This is a genomic window from Pseudomonas paraversuta (genome assembly GCF_904063065.1).
In the GTDB taxonomy this organism is placed as follows: Bacteria; Pseudomonadota; Gammaproteobacteria; order Pseudomonadales; family Pseudomonadaceae; genus Aquipseudomonas; species Aquipseudomonas paraversuta.
This window is the reverse complement of sequence record NZ_CAJFCL010000009.1, coordinates 243,948-265,732: the sequence shown is the minus strand read 5'-3', so window position 1 is coordinate 265,732 and position 21,785 is coordinate 243,948. Positions and strand designations below refer to the sequence as shown.

At 59.6% G+C, this 21,785-nt stretch carries 19 protein-coding genes; 15 read left to right on the top strand and 4 right to left on the bottom strand.

The features are described from left to right. Positions 1–680: 680 nt before the first annotated feature. Together JQ845_RS19350 and JQ845_RS19345 are read left to right on the top strand one after the other, a co-directional pair. Positions 681–1,613 (top strand): SdiA-regulated domain-containing protein, encoded by a 933-nt coding sequence (locus tag JQ845_RS19350; RefSeq protein WP_003444565.1) that lies wholly within the window; start codon positions 681–683, stop codon positions 1,611–1,613. A gap of 92 nt (positions 1,614–1,705) precedes the next feature. Then, a complete protein-coding gene (locus tag JQ845_RS19345) occupies positions 1,706–2,605 on the top strand; it encodes an SdiA-regulated domain-containing protein (protein ID WP_003444563.1) in 900 nt (299 codons plus the stop codon). 82 nt (positions 2,606–2,687) lie between these two features. On the opposite strand, the gene rpiA is transcribed toward JQ845_RS19345, so the two are convergent. Further along, positions 2,688–3,359 (bottom strand): ribose-5-phosphate isomerase RpiA, encoded by a 672-nt coding sequence (rpiA, locus tag JQ845_RS19340; RefSeq protein WP_003444561.1) that lies wholly within the window; start codon positions 3,357–3,359, stop codon positions 2,688–2,690. Between the two features lie 220 nt (positions 3,360–3,579). Here rpiA and ilvA point away from each other — a divergent pair, with 220 nt between their 5' ends. Next, the gene (gene ilvA / locus JQ845_RS19335) at positions 3,580–5,097 is read left to right on the top strand and encodes a threonine ammonia-lyase, biosynthetic (protein ID WP_203009364.1); all 1,518 of its coding nucleotides are present in this window, start codon (positions 3,580–3,582) and stop codon (positions 5,095–5,097) included. A gap of 37 nt (positions 5,098–5,134) precedes the next feature. Beyond that, a complete protein-coding gene (locus JQ845_RS19330; RefSeq protein WP_003444557.1) occupies positions 5,135–5,563 on the top strand; it encodes a DUF2269 family protein in 429 nt (142 codons plus the stop codon). Between the two features lie 61 nt (positions 5,564–5,624). On the opposite strand, the gene JQ845_RS19325 is transcribed toward JQ845_RS19330, so the two are convergent. Next, positions 5,625–6,281, bottom strand: coding sequence for a histidinol-phosphatase (locus JQ845_RS19325; RefSeq protein WP_003444554.1), 657 nt, complete (start codon positions 6,279–6,281; stop codon positions 5,625–5,627). A gap of 143 nt (positions 6,282–6,424) precedes the next feature. Here JQ845_RS19325 and JQ845_RS19320 point away from each other — a divergent pair, with 143 nt between their 5' ends. Both JQ845_RS19320 and ptsP read left to right on the top strand, forming a co-directional pair. Continuing rightward, positions 6,425–6,904, top strand: a complete 480-nt coding sequence (locus JQ845_RS19320; protein ID WP_003444551.1) for an RNA pyrophosphohydrolase — start codon at positions 6,425–6,427, stop codon at positions 6,902–6,904. 21 nt (positions 6,905–6,925) lie between these two features. After that, positions 6,926–9,205 (top strand): phosphoenolpyruvate--protein phosphotransferase, encoded by a 2,280-nt coding sequence (gene ptsP / locus JQ845_RS19315; protein ID WP_203009363.1) that lies wholly within the window; start codon positions 6,926–6,928, stop codon positions 9,203–9,205. Between the two features lie 63 nt (positions 9,206–9,268). Here the strand turns inward: ptsP and JQ845_RS19310 are convergent, their stop codons facing one another. Further along, the gene (locus JQ845_RS19310; protein ID WP_203009362.1) at positions 9,269–10,015 is read right to left on the bottom strand and encodes an NRDE family protein; all 747 of its coding nucleotides are present in this window, start codon (positions 10,013–10,015) and stop codon (positions 9,269–9,271) included. A gap of 167 nt (positions 10,016–10,182) precedes the next feature. Between JQ845_RS19310 and lgt the strand changes: the two genes are divergently transcribed. Then, positions 10,183–10,986 (top strand): prolipoprotein diacylglyceryl transferase, encoded by an 804-nt coding sequence (gene lgt / locus JQ845_RS19305; protein ID WP_010657386.1) that lies wholly within the window; start codon positions 10,183–10,185, stop codon positions 10,984–10,986. A gap of 53 nt (positions 10,987–11,039) precedes the next feature. Continuing rightward, on the top strand, positions 11,040–12,011 hold the full coding sequence (locus JQ845_RS19300; protein WP_003444545.1) for a thymidylate synthase: 972 nt from the start codon (positions 11,040–11,042) through the stop codon (positions 12,009–12,011). Positions 12,012–12,132: 121 nt separating this feature from the next. On the opposite strand, the gene cadR is transcribed toward JQ845_RS19300, so the two are convergent. Beyond that, positions 12,133–12,582: a Cd(II)/Pb(II)-responsive transcriptional regulator gene (cadR, locus tag JQ845_RS19295; RefSeq protein ID WP_003444544.1), complete on the bottom strand. Its 450-nt coding sequence runs from the start codon at positions 12,580–12,582 to the stop codon at positions 12,133–12,135. A gap of 84 nt (positions 12,583–12,666) precedes the next feature. Here cadR and JQ845_RS19290 point away from each other — a divergent pair, with 84 nt between their 5' ends. The 7 genes from JQ845_RS19290 to JQ845_RS19260 all read left to right on the top strand — a co-directional run bounded on the left by JQ845_RS19290 (position 12,667) and on the right by JQ845_RS19260 (position 21,770). Continuing rightward, positions 12,667–14,973 (top strand): heavy metal translocating P-type ATPase, encoded by a 2,307-nt coding sequence (locus JQ845_RS19290; protein WP_203009361.1) that lies wholly within the window; start codon positions 12,667–12,669, stop codon positions 14,971–14,973. Positions 14,974–14,989: 16 nt separating this feature from the next. Next, positions 14,990–15,853 carry a LysR family transcriptional regulator gene (locus tag JQ845_RS19285; protein ID WP_003444538.1) on the top strand — a complete coding sequence of 288 codons (864 nt, stop codon included), beginning with the start codon at positions 14,990–14,992 and terminating at the stop codon, positions 15,851–15,853. A gap of 229 nt (positions 15,854–16,082) precedes the next feature. Continuing rightward, positions 16,083–17,159, top strand: coding sequence for a putative 2-aminoethylphosphonate ABC transporter ATP-binding protein (locus JQ845_RS19280; RefSeq protein WP_003444536.1), 1,077 nt, complete (start codon positions 16,083–16,085; stop codon positions 17,157–17,159). Position 17,160: 1 nt separating this feature from the next. After that, positions 17,161–18,885, top strand: a complete 1,725-nt coding sequence (locus JQ845_RS19275; RefSeq protein WP_060781710.1) for a putative 2-aminoethylphosphonate ABC transporter permease subunit — start codon at positions 17,161–17,163, stop codon at positions 18,883–18,885. A gap of 47 nt (positions 18,886–18,932) precedes the next feature. Beyond that, positions 18,933–19,955, top strand: coding sequence for a putative 2-aminoethylphosphonate ABC transporter substrate-binding protein (locus tag JQ845_RS19270; protein ID WP_003444532.1), 1,023 nt, complete (start codon positions 18,933–18,935; stop codon positions 19,953–19,955). 130 nt (positions 19,956–20,085) lie between these two features. Next, a complete protein-coding gene (locus JQ845_RS19265) occupies positions 20,086–21,213 on the top strand; it encodes a TIGR03364 family FAD-dependent oxidoreductase (RefSeq protein WP_203009360.1) in 1,128 nt (375 codons plus the stop codon). After that, complete coding sequence (locus JQ845_RS19260) at positions 21,213–21,770, top strand: phosphonate degradation HD-domain oxygenase (RefSeq protein ID WP_003444530.1); 558 nt, start codon at positions 21,213–21,215, stop codon at positions 21,768–21,770. The genes JQ845_RS19265 and JQ845_RS19260 overlap by 1 nt, the downstream gene beginning before the upstream one ends. Positions 21,771–21,785 lie beyond the last annotated feature (15 nt).

Genomic DNA, 21,785 nt, shown 5'->3' with positions numbered 1-21,785 from the left:
TCTGTCCTGTTTGCTGGAACAAGGACCAGTCCGTGAGAGGCTTTTGCCGTATTTGTCCCGTGGTGATTTACAAAATCCGGGGCAGACCAACTCAGCGAACAGAAGCGCCGTTAATACACCTTGGTCAGCTACGTCACCCTCGCCGGCTACACCTCTTCAGTTACCTTCTAGTACCCCTCGCTCCTATTTTTAAGCTCTCGTTCGAGAAAGGACGAGCCGCCCTGGCTTGACTATCAAACCAGGGAGGCTTTAAAGATAACGTCCATTACATTCAGGTATTCCTGGAGTCGACACCCGATCGCATAATTAACAGAACGACCCATGAACATAGCCGCACTGAAACTTTAAGTGCGGCTTTTTAATCGGCATGTCTATATATGCTGTGATTTTTTTATCTTTGATTCATGTTGCATACGTATTTGATCAAACCACTCAAACCCTTTCAGGGGACCCACTGAGCACGATCCAGACGCGCTCCTCAGTGGCGCTAGAAAACCCCTTTGTAAGCCGTGGCAGGCCTGCCTCGTAACATTTTTTCACAGCCCCCCGATTCCGGTGTGTATTTCGCTGCATTTATCATTTATTTCACAACGCATCTGCATAATAGGTTCGAGCCAGGCAGTGGATTTGCCCGCTTTGTGATATTTAGACGTTGCCAAATTTCCCGGAAGATTATTCAAATGGCTTCAGACCCTCAGCTGACCCCGCCTGCACGCTCTCGCTTCAGCCTACGCTGGTATTACTGGCTTGTACTGCTTGGCGCCGTGCTCTATGGGGTGGCGGCCATCATGCATTGGGATGACCGGGGGGCGTTGTGGGTGCTGGAGCAATTTGAGAACCCGCAAGAACAGAACGAAAGCGTGTGGTTGCCGGACTACACGGCGGTTATTGATGGCAAGCCATTACCGGGGATGGAAAAGGATGAAGCGTCGGACCTGGCCTATAACCCGCTGAGCAAAACCCTGTTTTCGGTGATGGGCAAGAACCCGTTTCTGGTGGAGCTGACCCTCGATGGCGATGTCCTGCGCAAAATTCCGCTGGTGGGCTGGAGCAACCCTGAAGGCCTGACGGTGATGGAAAATGGTCTGCTGGCCATTGTCGATGAGCGTGAGCACTTGCTGACCATCGTCAATATCGATGCCAACACCAAAACCCTGAATATCGCCGACTTCCCCAAGTACAACCTGGGCCCTTCCAGGAACCAGAACAAAGCCTTCGAGGCCATTGCCTGGGACCCGCGCCGCCAGCAACTGTTGCTGGGCGAAGAGCGCCCGCCGCAGTTGTATGTATGGAAAAGCGACGGCGGCCAGGTCCTCTCTGGAAGCAAGCAGAAGGTGCCTAGCGATGAACTGGATTTGCGCAACCTTTCGGCTTTGAGCATTGATCCGAGAACGGGCCATACCCTGGTGCTTTCGGCGGATTCGCACATGTTGCTGGAGCTCGATGAACTGGGCGAGCAAGTCAGTTTCATGACCTTGCTGCGCGGTTTCAATGGTCTCAAAAACACCATTCCCCGGGCTGAAGGGGTGGCGATCGATGAAAACGGCACCCTGTATATGGTCAGTGAGCCGAATCTGTTTTATCGCTTTGAGAAAACTCCGAAAAAACCTTGAGCCGGTTGCGGCGCAAGACCGGCGGCGTTATTAAGTTTGAGTTCAGCCAGTCGTGGTATTTCACCCGCCTGATTTGTTTAGGGTTCGTCTCAATGCGCCGCTTCAATCGTGCTACCGCTCTTGTGCTGTGCCTGACTCTGCTGGCTGCGGGTTTCGCCGCACAACATTACCGTCTGTTCGAGCACACCTGGTTCAAGGTCAGCCGGCTATGGCAACAGGCCAACCCCGCAGCAATCAATCTGGGCGAGTATCGCGCCGTGCTGCAAGGCCAGGTGATTGAAGGGCTTGAGGACAATGTCTCGGCACTGACCTACGACCCGCTGCGTAAAAGCCTGTTTACCGTGACCAACAAAAAAAGCGAACTGGTGGAGTTGAGCCTGGATGGCCGGATTCTGCGGCGTATTGCCCTGATCGGGTTTGGCGATGCCGAGGCAGTCGAGTTTATTGACGCCAATACCTACGTGATTGCCGACGAACATGAGCAGCGGCTGTTCAAGGTCAAGGTTGATGACAACACTCAGGTACTCGATGCCCGGGAGGCGAAGCAGCTGACGCTGGGGATCCATCAGCGGGGTAACAAGGGATTTGAAGGGTTGGCCTACGACTCGGTCGGCAAGCGTCTGTTTGTGGCCAAGGAGCGGGATCCGATGCTGATTTACGAAGTGCGGGGCTTCCCTCAGGACAATCCCCAAACGCCGTATGCCATCCACGTGGTGAGCAATGCGCGGCGCGATGCCCGGTTATTTGTGCGCGATCTGTCGAGTTTGCAGTTTGACGAGCGCAGCGGGCATTTGCTGGCCTTGTCCGATGAGTCGAGGTTGTTGCTGGAGCTGGATATAGACGGGCGGCCCATCAGCACGCTGTCGCTGAAAAAGGGCCGTCATGGCCTGAAAAAAACAGTGCCACAAGCGGAAGGTGTCGCCATGGACGACGAAGGAGCGTTATACGTGGTGAGTGAGCCGAATCTGTTTTACGTGTTCAAAAAGCCATAAAACATTAAAAACAAACCGTAGGAGCGAGCTCGCTCGCGAGCTCTTGATGGCGGTTTGGGAAGCTCGCTCCTACAAGTTGGGGTTAGCGGGTCAGGGTTTTCACGCCTTCGGCGGTACCCAGCAACAGCAGGTCAGCCGGGCGGGCAGCGAACAGGCCATTGGTCACGACGCCGACGATGGCGTTGATCTGACGCTCCAGCTCTACCGGGTTGGTGATCTGCATGTTGAACACGTCGATGATGATGTTGCCGTTGTCCGTCACCACACCTTCGCGGTAAACCGGGTCGCCGCCCAGCTTGACCAGTTCGCGGGCTACATGGCTGCGGGCCATCGGGATCACTTCAACGGGCAGCGGGAACGCGCCCAGTACCGGGACCAGCTTGCTGCCGTCGGCGATGCAGATAAAGGTCTTGGCCACAGCGGCCACGATCTTCTCGCGGGTCAGGGCTGCGCCGCCGCCTTTGATCAGGTTCAGGTTTTCGTCGCTTTCGTCTGCGCCATCGACATAGAACTCCAGGTCGCTGACGGTGTTCAGTTCGTAAACCGGGATACCGTGGCCCTTGAGGCGGGCGGCAGTGGCTTCGGAACTGGCTACGGCGCCGTCGAAGGCACCCTTGTGCAGAGCCAGGGCATCGATAAAGCAGTTGGCCGTGGAGCCGGTACCGACCCCTACAACGCTCTTGTCATCCAGCTTTGGAAGGATGAAGTCGACGGCAGCCTGGGCTACGGCCTGTTTGAGTTGGTCCTGGGTCATGGGGGCTCCGGGCGGGAAGGGGAACAGAAAGGCCGGCATTATAGAGGCAACTAACCGGGGATGTGGACGGCCTGATGTCTGGCGCCATGCTGGTCGCTGGCAAGCCCGCTGCCGCTGGATGGGGGAGCGGGCCAATAAACCTTCCCTTTCGTGTGGTCGGTTGCGCAAACGCTGGGGTAGACTCCTTGGTCCCTGCCAACCCGCCCAGTGAAGCTTTCCGATGCTCGAACAGTACGTTAAGAAAATCCTCACCTCGCGCGTTTATGACGTTGCCGTAGAAACTCCCTTGCAAGCTGCCAACCAGCTCACCGCGCGGCTGGGCAACCATATTTTGCTCAAGCGCGAAGATTTGCAGCCGGTGTACTCGTTCAAGATTCGCGGCGCTTACAACAAGCTCATGCACTTGAGCGACGCCGAGCGCGCCTGTGGCGTAGTCACCGCGTCGGCGGGCAATCATGCGCAGGGGCTGGCCCTGGCAGCCAAGGTACTGGGGGTCAAGGCCACCATCGTCATGCCCAAAACCACCCCCGAGATCAAGGTCGAAGGTGTGCGTTCCCGGGGCGGTATCGTGGTGCTGCATGGCGATACTTTCCCGGAAGCCCTGGCCTACTCGCTGCAATTGGTCGAGAAGGAAGGCTACGTCTACGTTCACCCCTACGATGACCCGCATACCATTGCCGGGCAGGGCACCGTGGCGATGGAGATTCTGCGCCAGCACCCGGCACCGCTGGATGCGATCTTCGTGCCGGTGGGCGGCGGCGGGCTGATCGCCGGGATTGCCGCGTATGTGAAATACCTGCGTCCCGAGATCAAGATCATTGGCGTCGAGCCCGATGATTCCAACTGCCTGCAAGCCGCGATGGCGGCCGGCGAGCGCGTGGTGCTGCCTGCGGTCGGGATTTTCGCCGATGGGGTGGCCGTGGCCCAGATTGGCCAGCACACCTTCGATATCTGCAAAGACTACGTCGACGAAGTCATCACCGTCAGCACCGACGAAATCTGTGCGGCAATCAAGGATATTTTCGACGATACCCGCTCGATCACCGAACCTGCCGGCGCCCTGGGTGTGGCAGGGATCAAGAAGTATGTGGAGCAGCGCGGTGTGCGTGGCCAGACCCTGGTTGCCATCGACTCCGGTGCCAATGTCAACTTCGACCGCCTGCGCCATGTGGCCGAGCGAGCCGAACTGGGTGAGGGCCGCGAAGCCATTATCGCGGTGACCATTCCTGAGGTGCCGGGCAGTTTCAAGGCGTTCTGCCAGGCCGTCGGCAAGCGTCAGATCACCGAATTCAACTATCGCTACCACACCGGCAGCGAGGCGCACATTTTTGTTGGGGTGCAGACCCATCCGGAAAACGATCCCCGCAGCGCACTGCTGGCCAGCCTGGCCGAACAGGGCTTCCCGGTGATCGACCTGACCGAGAACGAACTGGCCAAGTTGCACATCCGGCACATGGTTGGCGGGCATGCAGCCAAGGTCAGCGATGAACTGCTGTTCCGTTTCGAGTTTCCGGAGCGCCCGGGCGCGCTGTTCAACTTCCTGCACAAGCTGGGCGGGCGCTGGAACATTTCGATGTTCCATTACCGTAACCACGGGGCGGCCGATGGTCGGGTCATGGCCGGGCTGCAAGTGCCTGCCGATGAGCGTCATCTGGTGCCTGCCGCGCTGGCCGAGATTGGCTACCCATATTGGGATGAGAGCGATAACCCGGCGTATCAGCTGTTTCTTGGCCGATAGCCGCTACGCTGACTGAACGGCTCAAGGGATTAATCAAATGGAAACGTTCACCGCGTTAAAACTGCTGCATGGCGTATCGACACTGCTGCTGTTGGTCAGCGCCATTGTGTTGCTGGTGGTGGTGATTCGACGCTGGCGGGCAGGGGATAAAGACCTGTCGGGCGGCATCGTCAGACGGCCCTGGGCTTTTGTCTGGGCGCTAATGGCCCTGTGCCTGGTGGCGTTGCCGGTGAGCGGCTGGTTTCTGGTGCATATGGCCGGCTGGCCGCTGAGTCAGCTGTGGTTGCTGGCGGGCAGCAGTTTGTACCTGGTGGGCGGCTTGAGCTGGTTGTGGTTGCTGGTACGGCTCAATCGCCTGCGGTTGGGGCGAGTGGCCAGACATCCTGGATTTACGCTGGGGCTGGCGATTTTTTGTACGATTTGCTTTATCGCCATTGCCGGGCTGATGGGTGCCAAGCCGGTTTGACCCTGTTGCATCTGCAGGAGCGATCTCGCTCCTGCAGTAGGTTGTGGGGGTGGGTGTCGGATCAGTCGCGCAGCGTCATCACTGGCCAGCCGCGTTTTTCGGCTTCGGCCCGCAGGTTCGGATCAGGATCAACCGCCACCGGGTGGGTCACTTGCTCCAGCAGCGGCAAGTCGTTCATCGAGTCGCTATAGAACCAGCTGTCTTCCAGGCTGTAGCCATTTTCTTCGATCCAGCGGTTCAGGCGTGTCACCTTGCCTTCACGAAAGCACGGCACGTCTGTGCTGCGCCCGGTATAGCGGCCATCGACGATTTCGCACTCGGTGGCAATCAGGTGTTCCACGCCGAGCTTTTGGGCGATCGGTGCCGTTACCACGCGGTTGGTGGCCGTGATAATGACCAGCGTGTCGCCTGCTGCACGGTGTTTTTCCAGCAGGGCTTGTGCCTTGGGCAACATCAACGGCTCGATGCAATCGCGCATGAATTCGCGGTGCCATTGATCCAGTTGAGCCATGTCATGCCGGCCAAAGATTTCCATGCTGAAATTAAGGTAGGCGGCGTTGTCGAGTTTGCCGGCCAGGTAATCCTGATAAAAGGCATCGTTGCGCGCCTTGTAAGCGTCGCCGTCGAGAATGCCCCGCTGGCACAAGTAATCGCCCCAAGCGTGATCGCTGTCACCGCCCAGAAGGGTGTTGTCCAGGTCGAATAAAGCCAGTCGCATTGAAATTACCCGCTGAAGTGTCTGTTAAAAGGCCACAAGAATACGGTCTTTTCATAAGAGTGCACATAAGGCGGGAAGGCGCGTTGCTGCTTTCACAACCTTTGTGGAACAATGCGGTGACATGCGTTTGCGAGGTTGTTGCCGTGATCGACCCCGATGGTTTCCGCCCTAATGTCGGGATTATTCTGACAAATGATGCTGGTCAGGTACTTTGGGCTCGCCGAATCAATCAAGACGCGTGGCAGTTTCCCCAGGGTGGTATCAACCCTGATGAGACGCCGGAAGACGCCTTGTACCGTGAGTTGAACGAAGAAGTTGGCCTTGAGCGCGAAGATGTGGAAATACTCGCCTGCACGCGAGGCTGGTTGCGTTATCGTTTGCCGCAACGTCTGGTCCGTACCCATAGCCAACCGCTGTGTATCGGTCAGAAGCAAAAGTGGTTTTTGCTGCGCCTGGTCTCCAACGAGAAACGGGTGCGGATGGATTTGACCGGTAAACCGGAGTTCGATGGCTGGCGTTGGGTCAGTTATTGGTATCCGTTGGGCCAGGTGGTGACATTCAAGCGCGAGGTTTACCGTCGCGCTCTCAAAGAGCTTGCCCCGCGCCTTTTAACGCGCGCCTGACACGGAGTTCGACCCCGAGCCATGCTCAATACGCTGCGCAAGATCGTCCAGGAAGTTAACTCCGCCAAGGATCTCAAGGCGGCGTTGGGGATTATTGTGCTGCGCGTCAAAGAGGCCATGGGCAGTCAGGTCTGCTCGGTCTATTTGCTCGATCCAGAGACCAATCGTTTTGTCCTGATGGCGACCGAGGGCCTGAACAAGCGCTCGATCGGCAAGGTCAGCATGGCGCCCAACGAAGGCCTGGTGGGTCTGGTGGGCACCCGTGAAGAACCTCTGAACCTCGAAAACGCCGCCGATCACCCTCGTTATCGTTACTTTGCAGAAACCGGTGAAGAGCGGTATGCCTCTTTCCTCGGCGCGCCGATCATCCACCACCGCCGAGTGGTGGGGGTTCTGGTCATCCAGCAAAAAGAACGTCGTCAGTTCGATGAGGGTGAAGAAGCCTTCCTCGTGACCATGAGCGCGCAGCTGGCGGGGGTTATTGCCCATGCCGAAGCCACGGGCTCGATCCGCGGCCTGGGACGTCAGGGCAAGGGCATTCAGGAAGCCAAGTTCGTCGGTGTACCGGGTTCGCCCGGTGCGGCGGTCGGTACGGCGGTGGTCATGTTGCCCCCGGCCGATCTGGACGTGGTTCCGGACAAGAGCATTACCGATATCCCGGCTGAAATTGCGCTGTTCAAAACCGCCCTCGAAGGTGTGCGCAACGATATGCGCGCGGTGTCGAAAAAACTCGCCACCCAGTTGCGGCCCGAAGAACAGGCGCTGTTCGACGTGTATCTGATGATGCTCGACGATGCGTCGCTGGGCAGCGAAGTCAAAAATGTGATCAAGACCGGCCAGTGGGCCCAGGGCGCGTTGCGCCAGGTGGTGTCTGATCACGTCAACCGTTTCGAATTGATGGACGACGACTACCTGCGCGAGCGGGCGTCGGATGTGCGTGACCTCGGGCGGCGTCTGCTGGCGTATTTGCAACATGACCGCCAGCAAACCATGGTCTACCCCGACCACACCATCCTGGTCAGCGAAGAGCTGACCGCGACCATGCTCGGTGAAGTACCCGAAGGCAAGCTTGCGGGCCTGGTGTCGGTACTGGGTTCGGGCAACTCCCACGTGGCGATTCTGGCCCGGGCCATGGGGATTCCGACGGTAATGGGTCTGGTTGACCTGCCGTACTCCAGGGTCGACGGCATCCAGATGATCGTCGACGGCTACCATGGCGAGGTCTACACCAACCCCAGCGATGTGCTGCGCAAGCAATATGCCGAGGTTGTCGAAGAAGAACGCCAGCTGTCACAAGGCCTGGATGCCTTGCGTGAGCTGCCGTGCATCACCCCTGACGGGCATCGCATGCCATTGTGGGTCAACACCGGCCTGCTGGCAGATGTGGCCCGTGCACAGCAGCGTGGCGCCGAAGGCGTAGGTCTGTACCGCACCGAAGTGCCGTTCATGATCAATCAGCGCTTTCCGAGCGAAAAGGAGCAGCTGGCGATTTATCGCGAGCAACTCGCAGCCTTCCATCCGCAACCGGTGACCATGCGCAGCCTGGACATTGGCGGCGACAAGTCACTGTCGTACTTCCCCATCAAAGAAGACAACCCGTTCCTTGGCTGGCGCGGGATCCGCGTCACCCTCGACCACCCCGAAATCTTTCTGGTGCAGGCCCGGGCCATGCTCAAGGCCAGCGAAGGCCTGAACAACCTGCGTATTTTGCTGCCGATGATTTCCGGCACCCACGAACTTGAAGAAGCCCTGCACCTGCTGCACCGTGCCTGGGGTGAAGTGCGCGACGAAGGCACCGATGTGCCGATGCCGCCAATCGGGGTAATGATCGAAATTCCGGCAGCGGTGTACCAGACCAAGGAACTGGCGCGCCAGGTGGACTTCCTGTCGGTGGGCTCCAACGACCTGACCCAATACCTGCTGGCCGTGGACCGTAACAACCCGCGGGTAGCCGATCTGTATGACTACTTGCACCCGGCGGTGCTGCAGGCCCTGCAATCAGTGGTGCGCGATGCACATGCCGAAGGCAAGCCGGTCAGTATTTGCGGTGAGATGGCGGGTGATCCGGCGGCGGCAATCTTGCTGATGGCCATGGGTTTTGACAGTTTGTCGATGAACGCCACCAACTTGCCGAAAGTGAAGTGGATGTTGCGTCAGGTCAGCCTGAGCCGTTCGAAGGAACTGCTGGCCGAAGTGATGACCATCGACAACCCGCAGGTGATTCGCAGCACCGTGCAACTGGCCCTGAAAAACATGGGCCTGACCCGCATGATGAATCCGGCGGCGATCAAGCCGTATTGATCGTCCCTCTGCAGGACTGTAGGCGCGAGCTGTTAAAAGCTCGCTCCTACAGTGGAATCCGAGTCATCCCTGGATTCTTACCTCTCCCAGGCGCCCACCCAACGGGCCAAAGCTGTGTTCAACCATCAGTCTCGAGCCGTCTGCGTTGACAATCAGCGCGGTGCTGGCGCGGGTGCCGTAGCTGGGGCTGGAAATGAATACGCTCGACAGCAAGCTTTCCGTGGCCAGGCCCACACCGGTATCAGGCAAATCACTGAAGGGCGCCGTCTGGCGATCACTGAGCAGTGCGAGCAGGGCCTGGGGTTGAGGGTCATTGAGAACCTCGGCCAGAGCCGCCCTGGCTTTCAGCAACTTGGGCCATGGCGTATCCAGCCCGGCATTCGACAAGCCATATATTCCTGCGTCGAGCAGCTGCGGTGCGACATCCTGGGAGTTGTAGTGCCAGAGCTGATCGGCAGTGCCCAGTAACAGATTGAACCCGGCATATTCCACAGAACGGCGGCCAACATCGACGAAATACTCGCCAATTGACTGGTTGCCACTCAGAAAGTCAGATACCAGCTCCCCCCGCGAACGCCGTGAAGGCGGCTTGTGCGGCTCACGAATATTGGTCAGCGCCGCAAAGCGCCCGTTGGCGCCAATGCCCAGCCAGGTGCCCCCGGCCTCCAGATCACGGCCGGCATACACTTGAGGCGTATCGACCCACTGCGCCAGGGGCTTTGCCGGGCGTGCATAGAATTCATCACGGTTGGCCGCCACGACCAGAGGCTGGGCGTGGCCGGGGCGCCAGGCGAACACAATCAGACACATGGGCAGTCCTTAATGTTTTTTTAATCACTGTACTTATAGATTGCCTGAGCCTGTCACGCCATTCACTAGAGCCCAAGGCCTCCCTTCCGTTACCATGCCGATCAAATTTGTATGCGGCGCTGTTGTCCTGTGCCGGTTTGAGTTTCCTGATCTAACAAGGAGTCGCAATGCTGCCTTACCCGCAGATTGACCCGGTGGCACTGGCCATTGGTCCGCTGAAAATCCATTGGTACGGCTTGATGTACCTGATCGGCATTGGCGCTGCCTGGCTGATCCTGTCGCGACGTCTCAACCGCTTCGACCCGACCTGGACCAAGGAGAAACTCTCTGATCTGGTGTTCTGGGTGGCCATGGGCGTCATTGTCGGCGGCCGTTTGGGGTACGTGCTGTTCTACGACCTGAGCGCCTACATTGCCAACCCGCTGCTGATTCTGGAGGTCTGGAAAGGCGGCATGGCGTTCCACGGTGGACTGATCGGCGTGATGCTGGCCGTCTGGTGGTTCGGCAAACGCAACGGCAAGTCGTTTTTCCAGATCATGGACTTCATTGCGCCTGTGGTGCCGATTGGCCTGGGCGCAGGACGTATCGGTAACTTCATCAATGCCGAGTTGTGGGGCAAGGCCAGCGATGTGCCGTGGGCAATGATCTTTCCTACCGATCCCCAGCAACTGGCGCGCCATCCGTCGCAGCTTTATCAGTTTGCGCTGGAAGGTGTGGCACTGTTCCTGATCCTTTGGCTGTACTCGCGTAAACCACGGCCTACGATGGCAGTTTCCGGGATGTTCGCCCTGTTCTACGGCATCTTCCGCTTTATCGTCGAGTTCGTCCGCGTGCCGGATGCCCAGCTGGGCTATCTGGCGTTCGGCTGGGTGACGATGGGGCAAATTCTCTGCATCCCGATGATCCTCGGCGGTCTGCTCCTGATCTGGTGGGCATACCAGCGCGATCCAGCGGCTCATAAAGCTGCGTAATGAATTCGAATCGCAGGGCGTACAGCGCCCTGCATTCAAACGGTAGGAAAACCATGAAGCAATATCTCGACCTCGTCGCCAACGTCATCAAAAATGGCACCTTGCAAGCCAACCGCACCGGGGTGAAGACCATCAGTCTGCCCGGCGCCATGTTGCGCTATGACCTCAAGGAAGGCTTTCCGGCCATCACCACTCGCCGTATGGCGTTCAAATCCGCGATTGGCGAGATGTGCGGTTTTCTGCGCCCGGTGAACAGTGCTGCAGATTTCCGCGCCCTGGGTTGCAAGGTGTGGGACCAGAATGCCAACGAAAACGCCCAGTGGCTGGCCAACCCGTTCCGTCAGGGTGAAGACGACCTGGGTGAAATCTACGGTGTGCAATGGCGCAAATGGCCGGCATACAAGCAAATCGCCAGCAGCAACCAGGCGGCTATCGAGCTGTGCCTGAGCCAGGGTTACCGGCAGATTGCCGAGGGCGAAGAAGACGGCCAGGCCTACGTGGTGCTGTACAAGGCCATCGATCAGTTGCGCCAGTGTGTCGACACCATCATCAACGACCCGGGCAGCCGGCGAATTCTGTTCCACGGCTGGAACTGCGCCCAGCTCGACGAAATGGCCCTGCCGCCGTGCCATCTGCTGTATCAGTTCCACCCGAATGTCGAGACCAGGGAAATTTCCCTGACGCTCTACATCCGCTCCAATGATCTGGGCCTGGGCACGCCGTTCAACCTGACCGAAGGCGCCGCACTGCTGAGCCTGATCGGTCGCCTGACCGGTTACACGCCACGCTGGTTCACCTACTTCATCGGTGATGCCCACGTGTATGAAAACCACCTGGACATGCTCAACGAACAGCTGACCCGCGAGCCGTTCCCGATGCCCAAACTGGTGATTTCGGACCGTGTACCGGAATTTGCCAAGACCGGCGTGTACCAGCCGGAGTGGCTGGGCCTGATCGAGCCGGGTGACTTCAGCCTCGAAGGCTACCAGCACCATGCGCCCATGACTGCGCCGATGGCGGTGTAAACCCCTGTCCCCTGTAGGAGCGAGCTTGTCTCGCGCACCTTACAAAGCTCGCGATCCTTAAAAGGCTCGCGAGGCAAGCTCGCTCCTACAGGTTTTGCTGTTATTGCTGTTATTGCTGTTATCAATGCCCGTGGCTTCTGCCCACATGACTCGGCTCGCCTTCCGGGGCGCTGACTGAGCCGCTGACTTCCAGCTGCTGCAAAATCCCGCAATGTTCGCCGTTCGGCCCTTCACCACAGCGTTGGCGCAGGTCAAAAAGCTGTGTCTGCAAGGCCAGCAAGCTGTCGATCCGGGCCTTGACGTGGTGGATGTGCTCGTCGATCAGCGCATTCACGCTTTCACACTGATCCTGCGGACTGTCCCGCAGGTTCAGCAGGCTGCGAATCTCCTCCAGGGTCATGTCCAGGCTGCGGCAATTACGAATAAACGTCAGTCGCTCTACATGGGCCTGGGTATACAGGCGGTAGTTGCCCTCACTGCGTGCCGGCTCCGGCAGCAGCCCTTCGCGCTCGTAATAACGGATGGTTTCGACCTGACAGTCGGTCAATTTCGCCAGTTCACCAATTTTCATCAGGTTATCTCCGAAAGGGTGCTTGACCCTATAGTGGCTACAGGGTCTTTACTTGGCAACAGGCACCTTTTCGGACGCAACCTGATGAGCGATTCCATTCACACCCACCACAAGCCCCATGCTGATCACGATCACGATCACGATCACGATCACGATCACGATCACGATCACGATCACGATCACGATCACGATCACGGCAAGAAAGATCAACATGCCGGCCATGGGCACGGCTGCTGCACTGCGGCCGAAGCTCCGAGCGTGATCAAGCTCAGCGCTGCCCCTACGGCGGGCGCCCGCTTGAGCAGCTTCCGTATCGAAGCCATGGACTGCCCCACAGAGCAAACCCTGATCCAGAACAAACTGGGCAAGCTGGCGGGTGTGCAGCAACTGGAATTCAACCTGATCAATCGGGTGCTGGGTGTGACCCATGACCTGCCGTCCACCGAGCCGATCATTGCGGCCATCAAGTCCCTGGGCATGCAGGCCGACCCGCTGGAATCGGATACGGATGCCGGCCCCGTCACCCCGCCGGCCAAGAAACACTGGTGGCCGCTGGCTGTGGCCGGTGTTGGCGCACTGGCGGCCGAAGTGCTGCACTTTACCGATGCCGCTCCTGCCTGGGTGATTGCCCTGGTGGCGTTGGTGTCGATCCTCAGCGGCGGCCTGACCACCTACAAGAAGGGCTGGATCGCCCTGAAGAACCTCAACCTGAACATCAACGCGCTGATGAGCATTGCCGTGACCGGCGCGGTGCTGATCGGCCAATGGCCAGAAGCGGCCATGGTGATGTTCCTGTTTACCGTGGCCGAACTGATCGAAGCCAAATCCCTGGACCGGGCGCGCAACGCCATCGGCGGCCTGATGCAAATGGCGCCGGACAAGGCCACCGTGCAACAGCCTGATGGATCGTGGCGGGAACTTGAGGTAAAAGACGTCGAACTGGGCGCTATCGTGCGGGTTCGCCCCGGCGAGCGCATCGGTCTGGACGGTGAAGTGGTTTCGGGCAGTTCGACCATAGATCAGGCGCCGATCACCGGTGAAAGCCTGCCGATCGAGAAGACTGTCGGCGATAAAATTTTTGCCGGCACCATCAACCAGGCCGGCTCGCTGGAATACCGGGTTACTGCTGCGGCCAGCAATTCGACCCTGGCGCGAATCATTCACGCCGTGGAGCAAGCCCAAGGTGCCCGGGCTCCGACTCAGCGCTTTGTCGACAGCTTCGCGAAAATCTACACCCCGGTGGTGTTCATCTTCGCGTTGGCGGTGGCCGTGATTCCCCCCCTGTTTATGGGGGGCGTATGGTTTGACTGGATCTATCGCGCCCTGGTGTTGCTGGTGGTGGCGTGCCCTTGTGCACTGGTGATCTCGACTCCCGTGACCATCGTCAGCGGTCTGGCGGCAGCGGCGCGCAAAGGTATTCTGGTCAAGGGCGGGGTGTACCTCGAAAGCGGTCACAAGCTGGATTTCCTGGCACTGGATAAAACCGGCACCATCACCCACGGCAAGCCGGTGCAAACCGATTACCTGCCACTCGACCCGCTGATGACCGAGAGCGCCGTGTTGCTGGCAGCGAGTCTGGCCAGCCGCTCCGATCACCCGGTGTCTCTGGCGGTGGCCAACGCCGCGGTGGATAAAAACCTGGCGCTACGGCCTGTGGATAACTTCACTGCCCTGGCCGGACGCGGCGTACGCGGTGAAATCGACGGCAAGCTCTACCACCTGGGCAACCATCGTCTGGTTGAAGAGTTGAACCTGTGCTCCCCGGCCCTGGAAGAAAAACTCTTTGCCCTGGAAGAGCAGGGTAAAACCGTGATTTTGCTTTGCGACAGTTCAGGTCCGCTGGCGTTGTTCGCCGTGGCCGATACGGTCAAGGAATCCAGCCGCGAAGCGATCCGCGAGTTGCATGAACTGGGGATCAAAACCCTGATGCTGACCGGCGACAACCCGCATACCGCCAGTGCCATTGCGGCCCAGGTGGGTATCGATCAGGCCCGGGGCAACTTGTTGCCCGACGACAAGCTCAAGGCGATTGAGGCGCTGTACGCCCAGGGGCATCACGTGGGCATGGTCGGCGACGGGATTAACGACGCCCCGGCACTGGCCCGTGCCGAAATTGGTTTTGCCATGGCGGCTGCAGGCACCGATACCGCGATAGAAACCGCCGATGTCGCCCTGATGGACGACGATCTACGCAAAATACCGGCATTCATTCGTCTGTCACGTCAGACCTCCAGCATCCTCAAGCAAAACATTGCTCTGGCACTGGTCATCAAAGGGATCTTTCTTGCGGTAACCTTCCTGGGTCTGGCCACCATGTGGATGGCCGTGTTTGCCGACATGGGCGTGAGCCTGTTGGTGGTGTTCAACGGTTTGCGCCTGTTGCGCAAATAGATCATGAGAGGCCGCAGTGCTGAGTGCCGAGCTGAAAGCGTTTTACCGGGTGGCCCAATTGGGCAGCATTACTCAGGCAGCGAAAAAGCTCGGGCTCAGTCAGCCGACCGTGACCACACAGATTCGCCAGCTTGAAAGCCAGTACGCGGTGGAGTTGTTCTACCGCGGCGGGCGGCGCCTGACCCTCAGCGATGACGGCGTGCGTTTGCTGCCGATGGTCAAGGCGCTGATTCAGCAAGAGGGCGATATCGAGTTTTTTCTACGCAACAGTGGTCAGGGCACTGGCACCTTGCGCATCGCGGCCACTGCGCCGTACTACATCCTCGATCTGGTGAAAAACTTTCGCGAGCGACTGCCGCAAATTGCCGTGTCGGTGGACATCGGCAATTCCCAGCAAGTGCTCGAAGCCCTGGACGAGTACCGGGTTGATATCGCCGCTTCGTCGCAACTGGTGGAGGATCCACGGCTGATTCGCCGGACTCTGGGCACCGACCCGCTGGTGCTGGCGGTGCATCGCAATCACCCGCTGGCCAAGTTCGAACACGTGCCGCTCAGCGCGCTGGCCGGGCATTGTCTGCTGATGCGCGAACAGGGTTCGACCACCCGCAAACTCACGGAGCAGCTGCTGGACGGCGCTGGTGTGGGCTTTGGTCCGCTGCTGGAAATCGGCAGTCGGGAGTCGATTCGCGAGGCGGTGTTGCGCAACATCGGGATCAGCATCATTGCCCGTCAGGAAGTGCCCCACGATCCGCAATTGCGGGTGCTGACCCTCGAAGGTGCGCCGCAGATCGCGGAATACCTGTACTGCCTCAAAGAGCGCAAATCGGCGCGGCTGCCGGCAGCCTTTTTGGGCCTGGCGCAGGAAATGGCCCCGGCCTGAGCCCATACAAAAAAACCGTAGGAGCGAGCTTGCCTCGCGATCGAATCACCCCGTTTTCACTGGTTAACCGAGTTACCTGTATCGCGAGGCAAGCTCGCTCCTGCGGGAATCTATGGGGCTCTGTATCCAAAATCCACCAATACCCCTATCGGCTGATTTTGCGTTCTTGCCACATTCTGTACGCATTGCGTCTCTAGGATGACCCCCATCTGCTTGATGAGGTGCATCCATGAACAGCTCGAACGCAACCGCTTTTACCCAACCGGGCGTACCGATGAAGGTGCGCAATGTGAGCAAACGCTTTGGCGCTTTCAATGCGCTGGATGATGTGTCGCTGGAGGTCGCCGCTGGCGAACTGGTGTGTTTGCTCGGGCCTTCGGGCTGCGGCAAGACCACCCTGCTGCGCTGCATCGCCGGGCTCGAACGCCAGGACAACGGTGTGCTGTATCTGGGTGATCGCGATGTATCTGACCTCGCACCTCAAGCTCGTGATTACGGGATTCTGTTTCAGTCCTACGCGCTGTTCCCCAATCTGACAGTCGAAGCCAACATCGCCTACGGCCTGGCCGGTAGCAATCGCGACGTGGTGCGCAAGCGGGTGGCAGCCATGCTCGAGCTGGTGGGCCTGACCGGCAGCGAAAAGAAATTCCCCGGCCAGCTCTCCGGCGGCCAGCAGCAGCGGGTAGCCCTGGCCCGAGCCCTGGCGCCATCACCTTCGCTGTTGTTGCTCGACGAGCCGATGTCGGCCCTCGACGCCCGGGTGCGTGAGCATCTGTGTACCGAACTGCGCCAACTGCAGCGCAGCCTGGGCATTACCACGTTGATGGTGACCCACAACCAGGACGAAGCGATGTTGATGGCCGACCGCATTGCCGTGATGAACAACGGCAAGGTCGAGCAATACGCCACGCCGCAGGAAATCTACGACAGGCCGGCGACGCCCTTTGTGGCCGAGTTCGTCGGGCAAGGCAACTGGTTGCCCTTTGAGCGCAACAGCGCCACCCACGCCCAGGTCGGCGGCATGAACATGCGTCTGGCGGACGACGCCGGGCGTGCTGCATCGGGCCGCCTGTTCTGCCGCCCCGAAACCATCAGCGTGAACCCGCTGCTGCATCAGGAGAACCTGTTCCCGGCGCGGGTGCGCGAGATCACCTTTCTTGGAAATCGCTGCCGCATGAGCTTTGAGCTCAATCATTTGCCAGGCCATGCACTCACTGCCGAAGTCGGCACCCAGGATCTGCCGCGCCTTGGCGCTCCGGACATCTTTGTCGCCCTGCCGCCCAACAGCTTGCAGGTGTTTGCCTGAGATGGCCGCTGAAATGGCCCTGCCAGTGCCCGGCAAAGTGATAGCCAAAACCTCCAGCGCTGAACTCGGCGACAGGATTTTCGTGGTCGGCGGCAAGCTGCTGCTCTTGCTGCTGCTGGGTGTGGCGGTATTGATGCCATTGCTGGCGATCTTCTGGCGCGGCTTCAGCGCCGAAGATGGCCAGGGTGGTGGCTGGGTGGCAGCGCGGGAGCTGGTTACCAGCGATAATTTTCACTGGCTGGTGGGTAATAGCCTCAAGGTATCCCTGAGTGTGGCGGCGATTGTCGTCCCGCTGGCCTACCTCTTTGCCTACGCGCTGCAACGCACCATGATCCCCGGCAAGCGCATCTGGCGCGGTCTTTCGCTGCTGCCGCTGATGGCGCCGTCGATGTTGCCGGGCATTGCCCTGGTGTACCTGTTTGGTAATCAGGGCATGTTGCGCGGGCTGATCTCGGACAATATCTATGGCTTCTGGGGCATCGTGCTGGGCGAGGCGATTTACACCTTCCCCCACGCCCTGATGATTCTGCTGTCTGCGCTGTCCCTGGCTGATGCGCGTTTGTTCGACGCCGCAGCGAGTATGGGGGCGGGGCCCTTCAAAGCCTTTCGCAGCATCACCTGGCCGGGCACCCGCCAGGCGGTGTTCGCCGCCTTTTGTCTGGTGTTCACCCTGACCATCACCGACTTTGGCGTACCGGTGGTGGTGGGGGGCGATTACCAGGTGCTGGCGCTGGAAGCCTACAAGGCTGTGGTCGGACAGCAACAATTCGGCCGCGGTGCCTTGATCGGCATGGTGCTGCTGTTGCCCGCGCTGTTCAGCTTCGCCGTGGATGCCTGGCTACGCCGTCAGCATGGCGACTCGATGAGCGGTCGGGCCCAGGTCTTCAAGCCGCTGCCCTCGAAAGTCCGCGACCGCTGCTACCTGGCCATTGTGCTGCTGATTTGCGCCACCCTGGTGCTGGTGTTCGGCATGGCGGTGTACTCGTCACTGGTCAAATTCTGGCCGTACAACCTGTCGCTGTCGCTCAATCACTACCAGTTCAACGATACGGCAGGCGGGGGCTGGCTGGCCTACCGCAACAGCGTGACCATGGCGTTATGCGCGGCACTGATCGGTAGCGTGCTGATTTTCACCGGCGCCTACCTGATGGAAAAGAGCAAAGGCCAGAAAGGCCTGAACCTGGCGCTGCGCATGCTCAGTTTCGTACCCATGGCGGTACCGGGGCTGGTCCTGGGTCTGGGCTACGTGTTCTTTTTCAACCTGCCGGGCAACCCGCTGCATGTGCTCTACGGAACCATGACGCTGCTGGTGGTGTGCACCATTGCTCACTATTTGACCACCGCACAAATGACCGCGACCACCGCGCTGCGGCAACTGGACAGTGAGTTTGAAGCGGCCGCGCTGTCACTGAAGGCGCCGCTGTATCGCCACTACTGGCGCGTCACCGTTCCCATCTGTCTGCCCGCGTTGCTCGACATCGTGCGCTACTTGTTCGTCTCGGCCATGACCACGGTGTCGGCGGCGATCTTTCTCTACAGCCCCGACACCATCCTCGCGGCGGTGGCGGTGCTGAACATGGACGACGCCGGCAATGTTGGCGGCGCGGCGGCCATGTCGACCCTGATTCTGTTCACCTCGGCGGGCGTGTCCCTGCTGCTGGCCTGGGCTTCACGCGGCTTGTTACGCCGCTCCCAGGCCTGGCGCCAGGGCGTACCTGCGCAATGATCCGCGCCCATCAAAGCCTGCCCTCTACAACCAAAAGGAACCGCACCATGTTCAAGCCGCTTGCCCTTGCCGCTGCTGTCCTCACTGCTTTTAGCTTCAACGCCTTTGCTGCCAAAACCGAGCTGACCGTGTACACGGCCCTCGAAGCCGAGCAGCTGAAAACCTACAAGCAGGCTTTTGAGAAGGCCAACCCGGACGTTGAGATCAAGTGGGTGCGCGACTCCACCGGCATCATCACCGCCAAGCTGCTGGCGGAAAAAGCCCGCCCGCAAGCCGATGCGGTATGGGGGCTGGCCGCCTCCAGCCTGGCGATACTTGATCAGCAGGGCATGCTGCAAAGCTATGCACCCCAAGACCTGGCCAAGATCGGCGCCAACTATCGCGATCCAGCCAATCCACCGGCATGGGTGGGGATGGACGTGTGGGCCGCGACCATTTGCTTCAACACCATCGAGGCACAAAAACAGGGTCTGAGCAAACCGGTGAGCTGGCAGGACCTGACCAAACCGGAATACAAGGGCAAGATCGTGATGCCCAACCCGGCGTCCTCGGGCACGGGTTTTCTGGACGTAAGTGCCTGGCTGCAAACCTTCGGCGAGAAACAGGGCTGGCAGTTCATGGATGACCTGCACCAGAACATCGGCCAGTACGTTCACTCCGGCTCCAAGCCATGCAAACTGGCGGCTTCTGGCGAGTTCCCGATCGGTATTTCGTTCGAATACCCGGCGGTGCAACTCAAGCGCCAGGGTGCTCCGCTGGATATCGTGTTGCCCAAGGAAGGCCTGGGCTGGGAAATCGAAGCCACTGCGGTGATCAAGGGCACGCCCCATGAAGAGGCGGCGAAAAAGCTGGCCGACTTCTCTGCCAGCCCGGCAGCGATGGAGCTTTATAAAGAGAACTTCGCCGTACTCGCGCAACCCGGCATCGCCAAGCCGCAGACCGAACTGCCAGCGGACTACGAACAGCGCCTGATCAAGAACGACTTCGCCTGGGCCTCGCAGAATCGTGACAGCATCCTGGCCGAATGGCGCAAGCGCTATGACGGCAAGTCCGAGAAAGTGGCGCAGTAATTTCTCAGCAAATAAAACCCGTAGGAGCGAGCTTGCCTCGCGAGCTTTTAATCGCGGTCATGAAGAAATCGCGAGCAATCGCGCGTCGACCGGCTGCTCCTACAGAAGCCCGCTCCATCAGGACATGCTTATGACTCAAACAATCCTTATCGTCGGCGCCGGTATTCTGGGGCTGTCCCACGCCTATGCGGCGGCCAGGCGCGGGCTCAAGGTTCAGGTCTTCGAGCGCACCAGCACCCCGCTGGGGGCCTCGGTGCGCAATTTCGGCATGGCGCTGGTGACGGGCCAGCCGCCGGGCGTGATGCTGGATCTGGCCCGCGCCAGCCGTGAAATCTGGACCGGCTGGGCGCAGCATGCGGGCTTTGATCTCAAGCAAAACGGTTCGTACCTGTTCGCCCGTACCGAGGCCGAAGAGCATCTTCTGCACACCTTCTGCCAGGGCCGTGGCCCTGAATTCGGCTACCGCGCCGAACTCCTGCGCGGCGCCGATATGCAGCGCCTCTACGGTGGCCAGTTCAGCCATCATCGCGCCGCACTGCACGGGCTGGATGACCTGCAGCTGTACTCGCGCGAAGCGATCCCGGCGTTGATCCAGTACCTGCAACGGGAGCTGGGGGTCGAGTTTCACTTCTCGACCCTGGTCCGCGAGGTCGAACCAGGCTTGGTCCATACCACTGCCGGCAGCTTTAAAGGCGCCCAGGTGATTGTGTGTTCGGGGCATGACTACCTGACCCTGCTGGCTGAACCGCTGGCCCGCCTCGAGCCGCAGATCTGCCGACTGCAAATGCTGCGTGTACGACCAAAAATTGATTTGCAGCTGCAACATGCGCTGATGACCGGCCTCAGTTGCGTGCATTACGGCGCCTTTGCCGACTTGCCGGAAGCGGCAGCGGTACAGGCCCAGATTCTGCGCGACAGCCCGCATCTGGACCGGCACGGGATTCATCTGCTGGTCAGCCCGACACCTTACGGCGAATTGATCATCGGTGATTCCCACGATTACGGTGGCGATCCATCACCGTTCAACGGCGAACAGGTGGACAACTGGATGCTGCAACTGTGCGAGCAAACCCTTGGCTGTGAAGTGCAGGTGGTTGAACGCTGGCAGGGGGTCTATGGTGCCCGGGGGGCCAAACCGTTCACCTGGCTGGAGGTAGCCCCCGGCTTGAATGCCGCCCTGATGCAAACCGGAGTGGGCATGAGCGTGGGCCCGGCCATGGCCGAAGGCAATATTGCCCGGCTGCTGGAGGAGGTGTGATGAGCGAGGCGCAGCAAGTGGTGGAAGAGGTGTTTGGCCTGTACCGCCAGTACGGCGCTGATGATTACATTGGCGAGCCGGTGTCGCAGATCGAACACATGTCCCAGGCCGCACAGCTGGCGTTGGCTGAAGGCTGTGACGATGAAGTGGTGCTTGCTGCGTTCTTTCACGATATCGGGCACTTGTGTGGCAAAGATGCGAAGAACATGGGCGGTTATGGGGTGGTCAGTCATGAACGGGTCGGGGCTGATTACTTGCGCCGCGCAGGCTTCAGCGAGCGGATGGCGAAGCTGGTGGAGTACCACGTGCAGGCCAAGCGCTACCTGACCCTGCGTCAACCGGGCTATTACCAGCTGTTGAGTGAAGCCAGCATTCGTACCCTGGGCTACCAGGGCGGGGTGATGAGCGAGTCAGAAGCCGATGCCTTCGAGCAAGACCCGCTGTGCCAGCTCAGCTTGCGGATGCGGGTCTGGGACGAACAGGCCAAGCAGATGCAGGTGCCGGTCATCGACCTGCAAATTCTCAAGGACAAGGCAGTGCGGCTGTTGGCCAGCTGACCTTTTGCCCTTTTG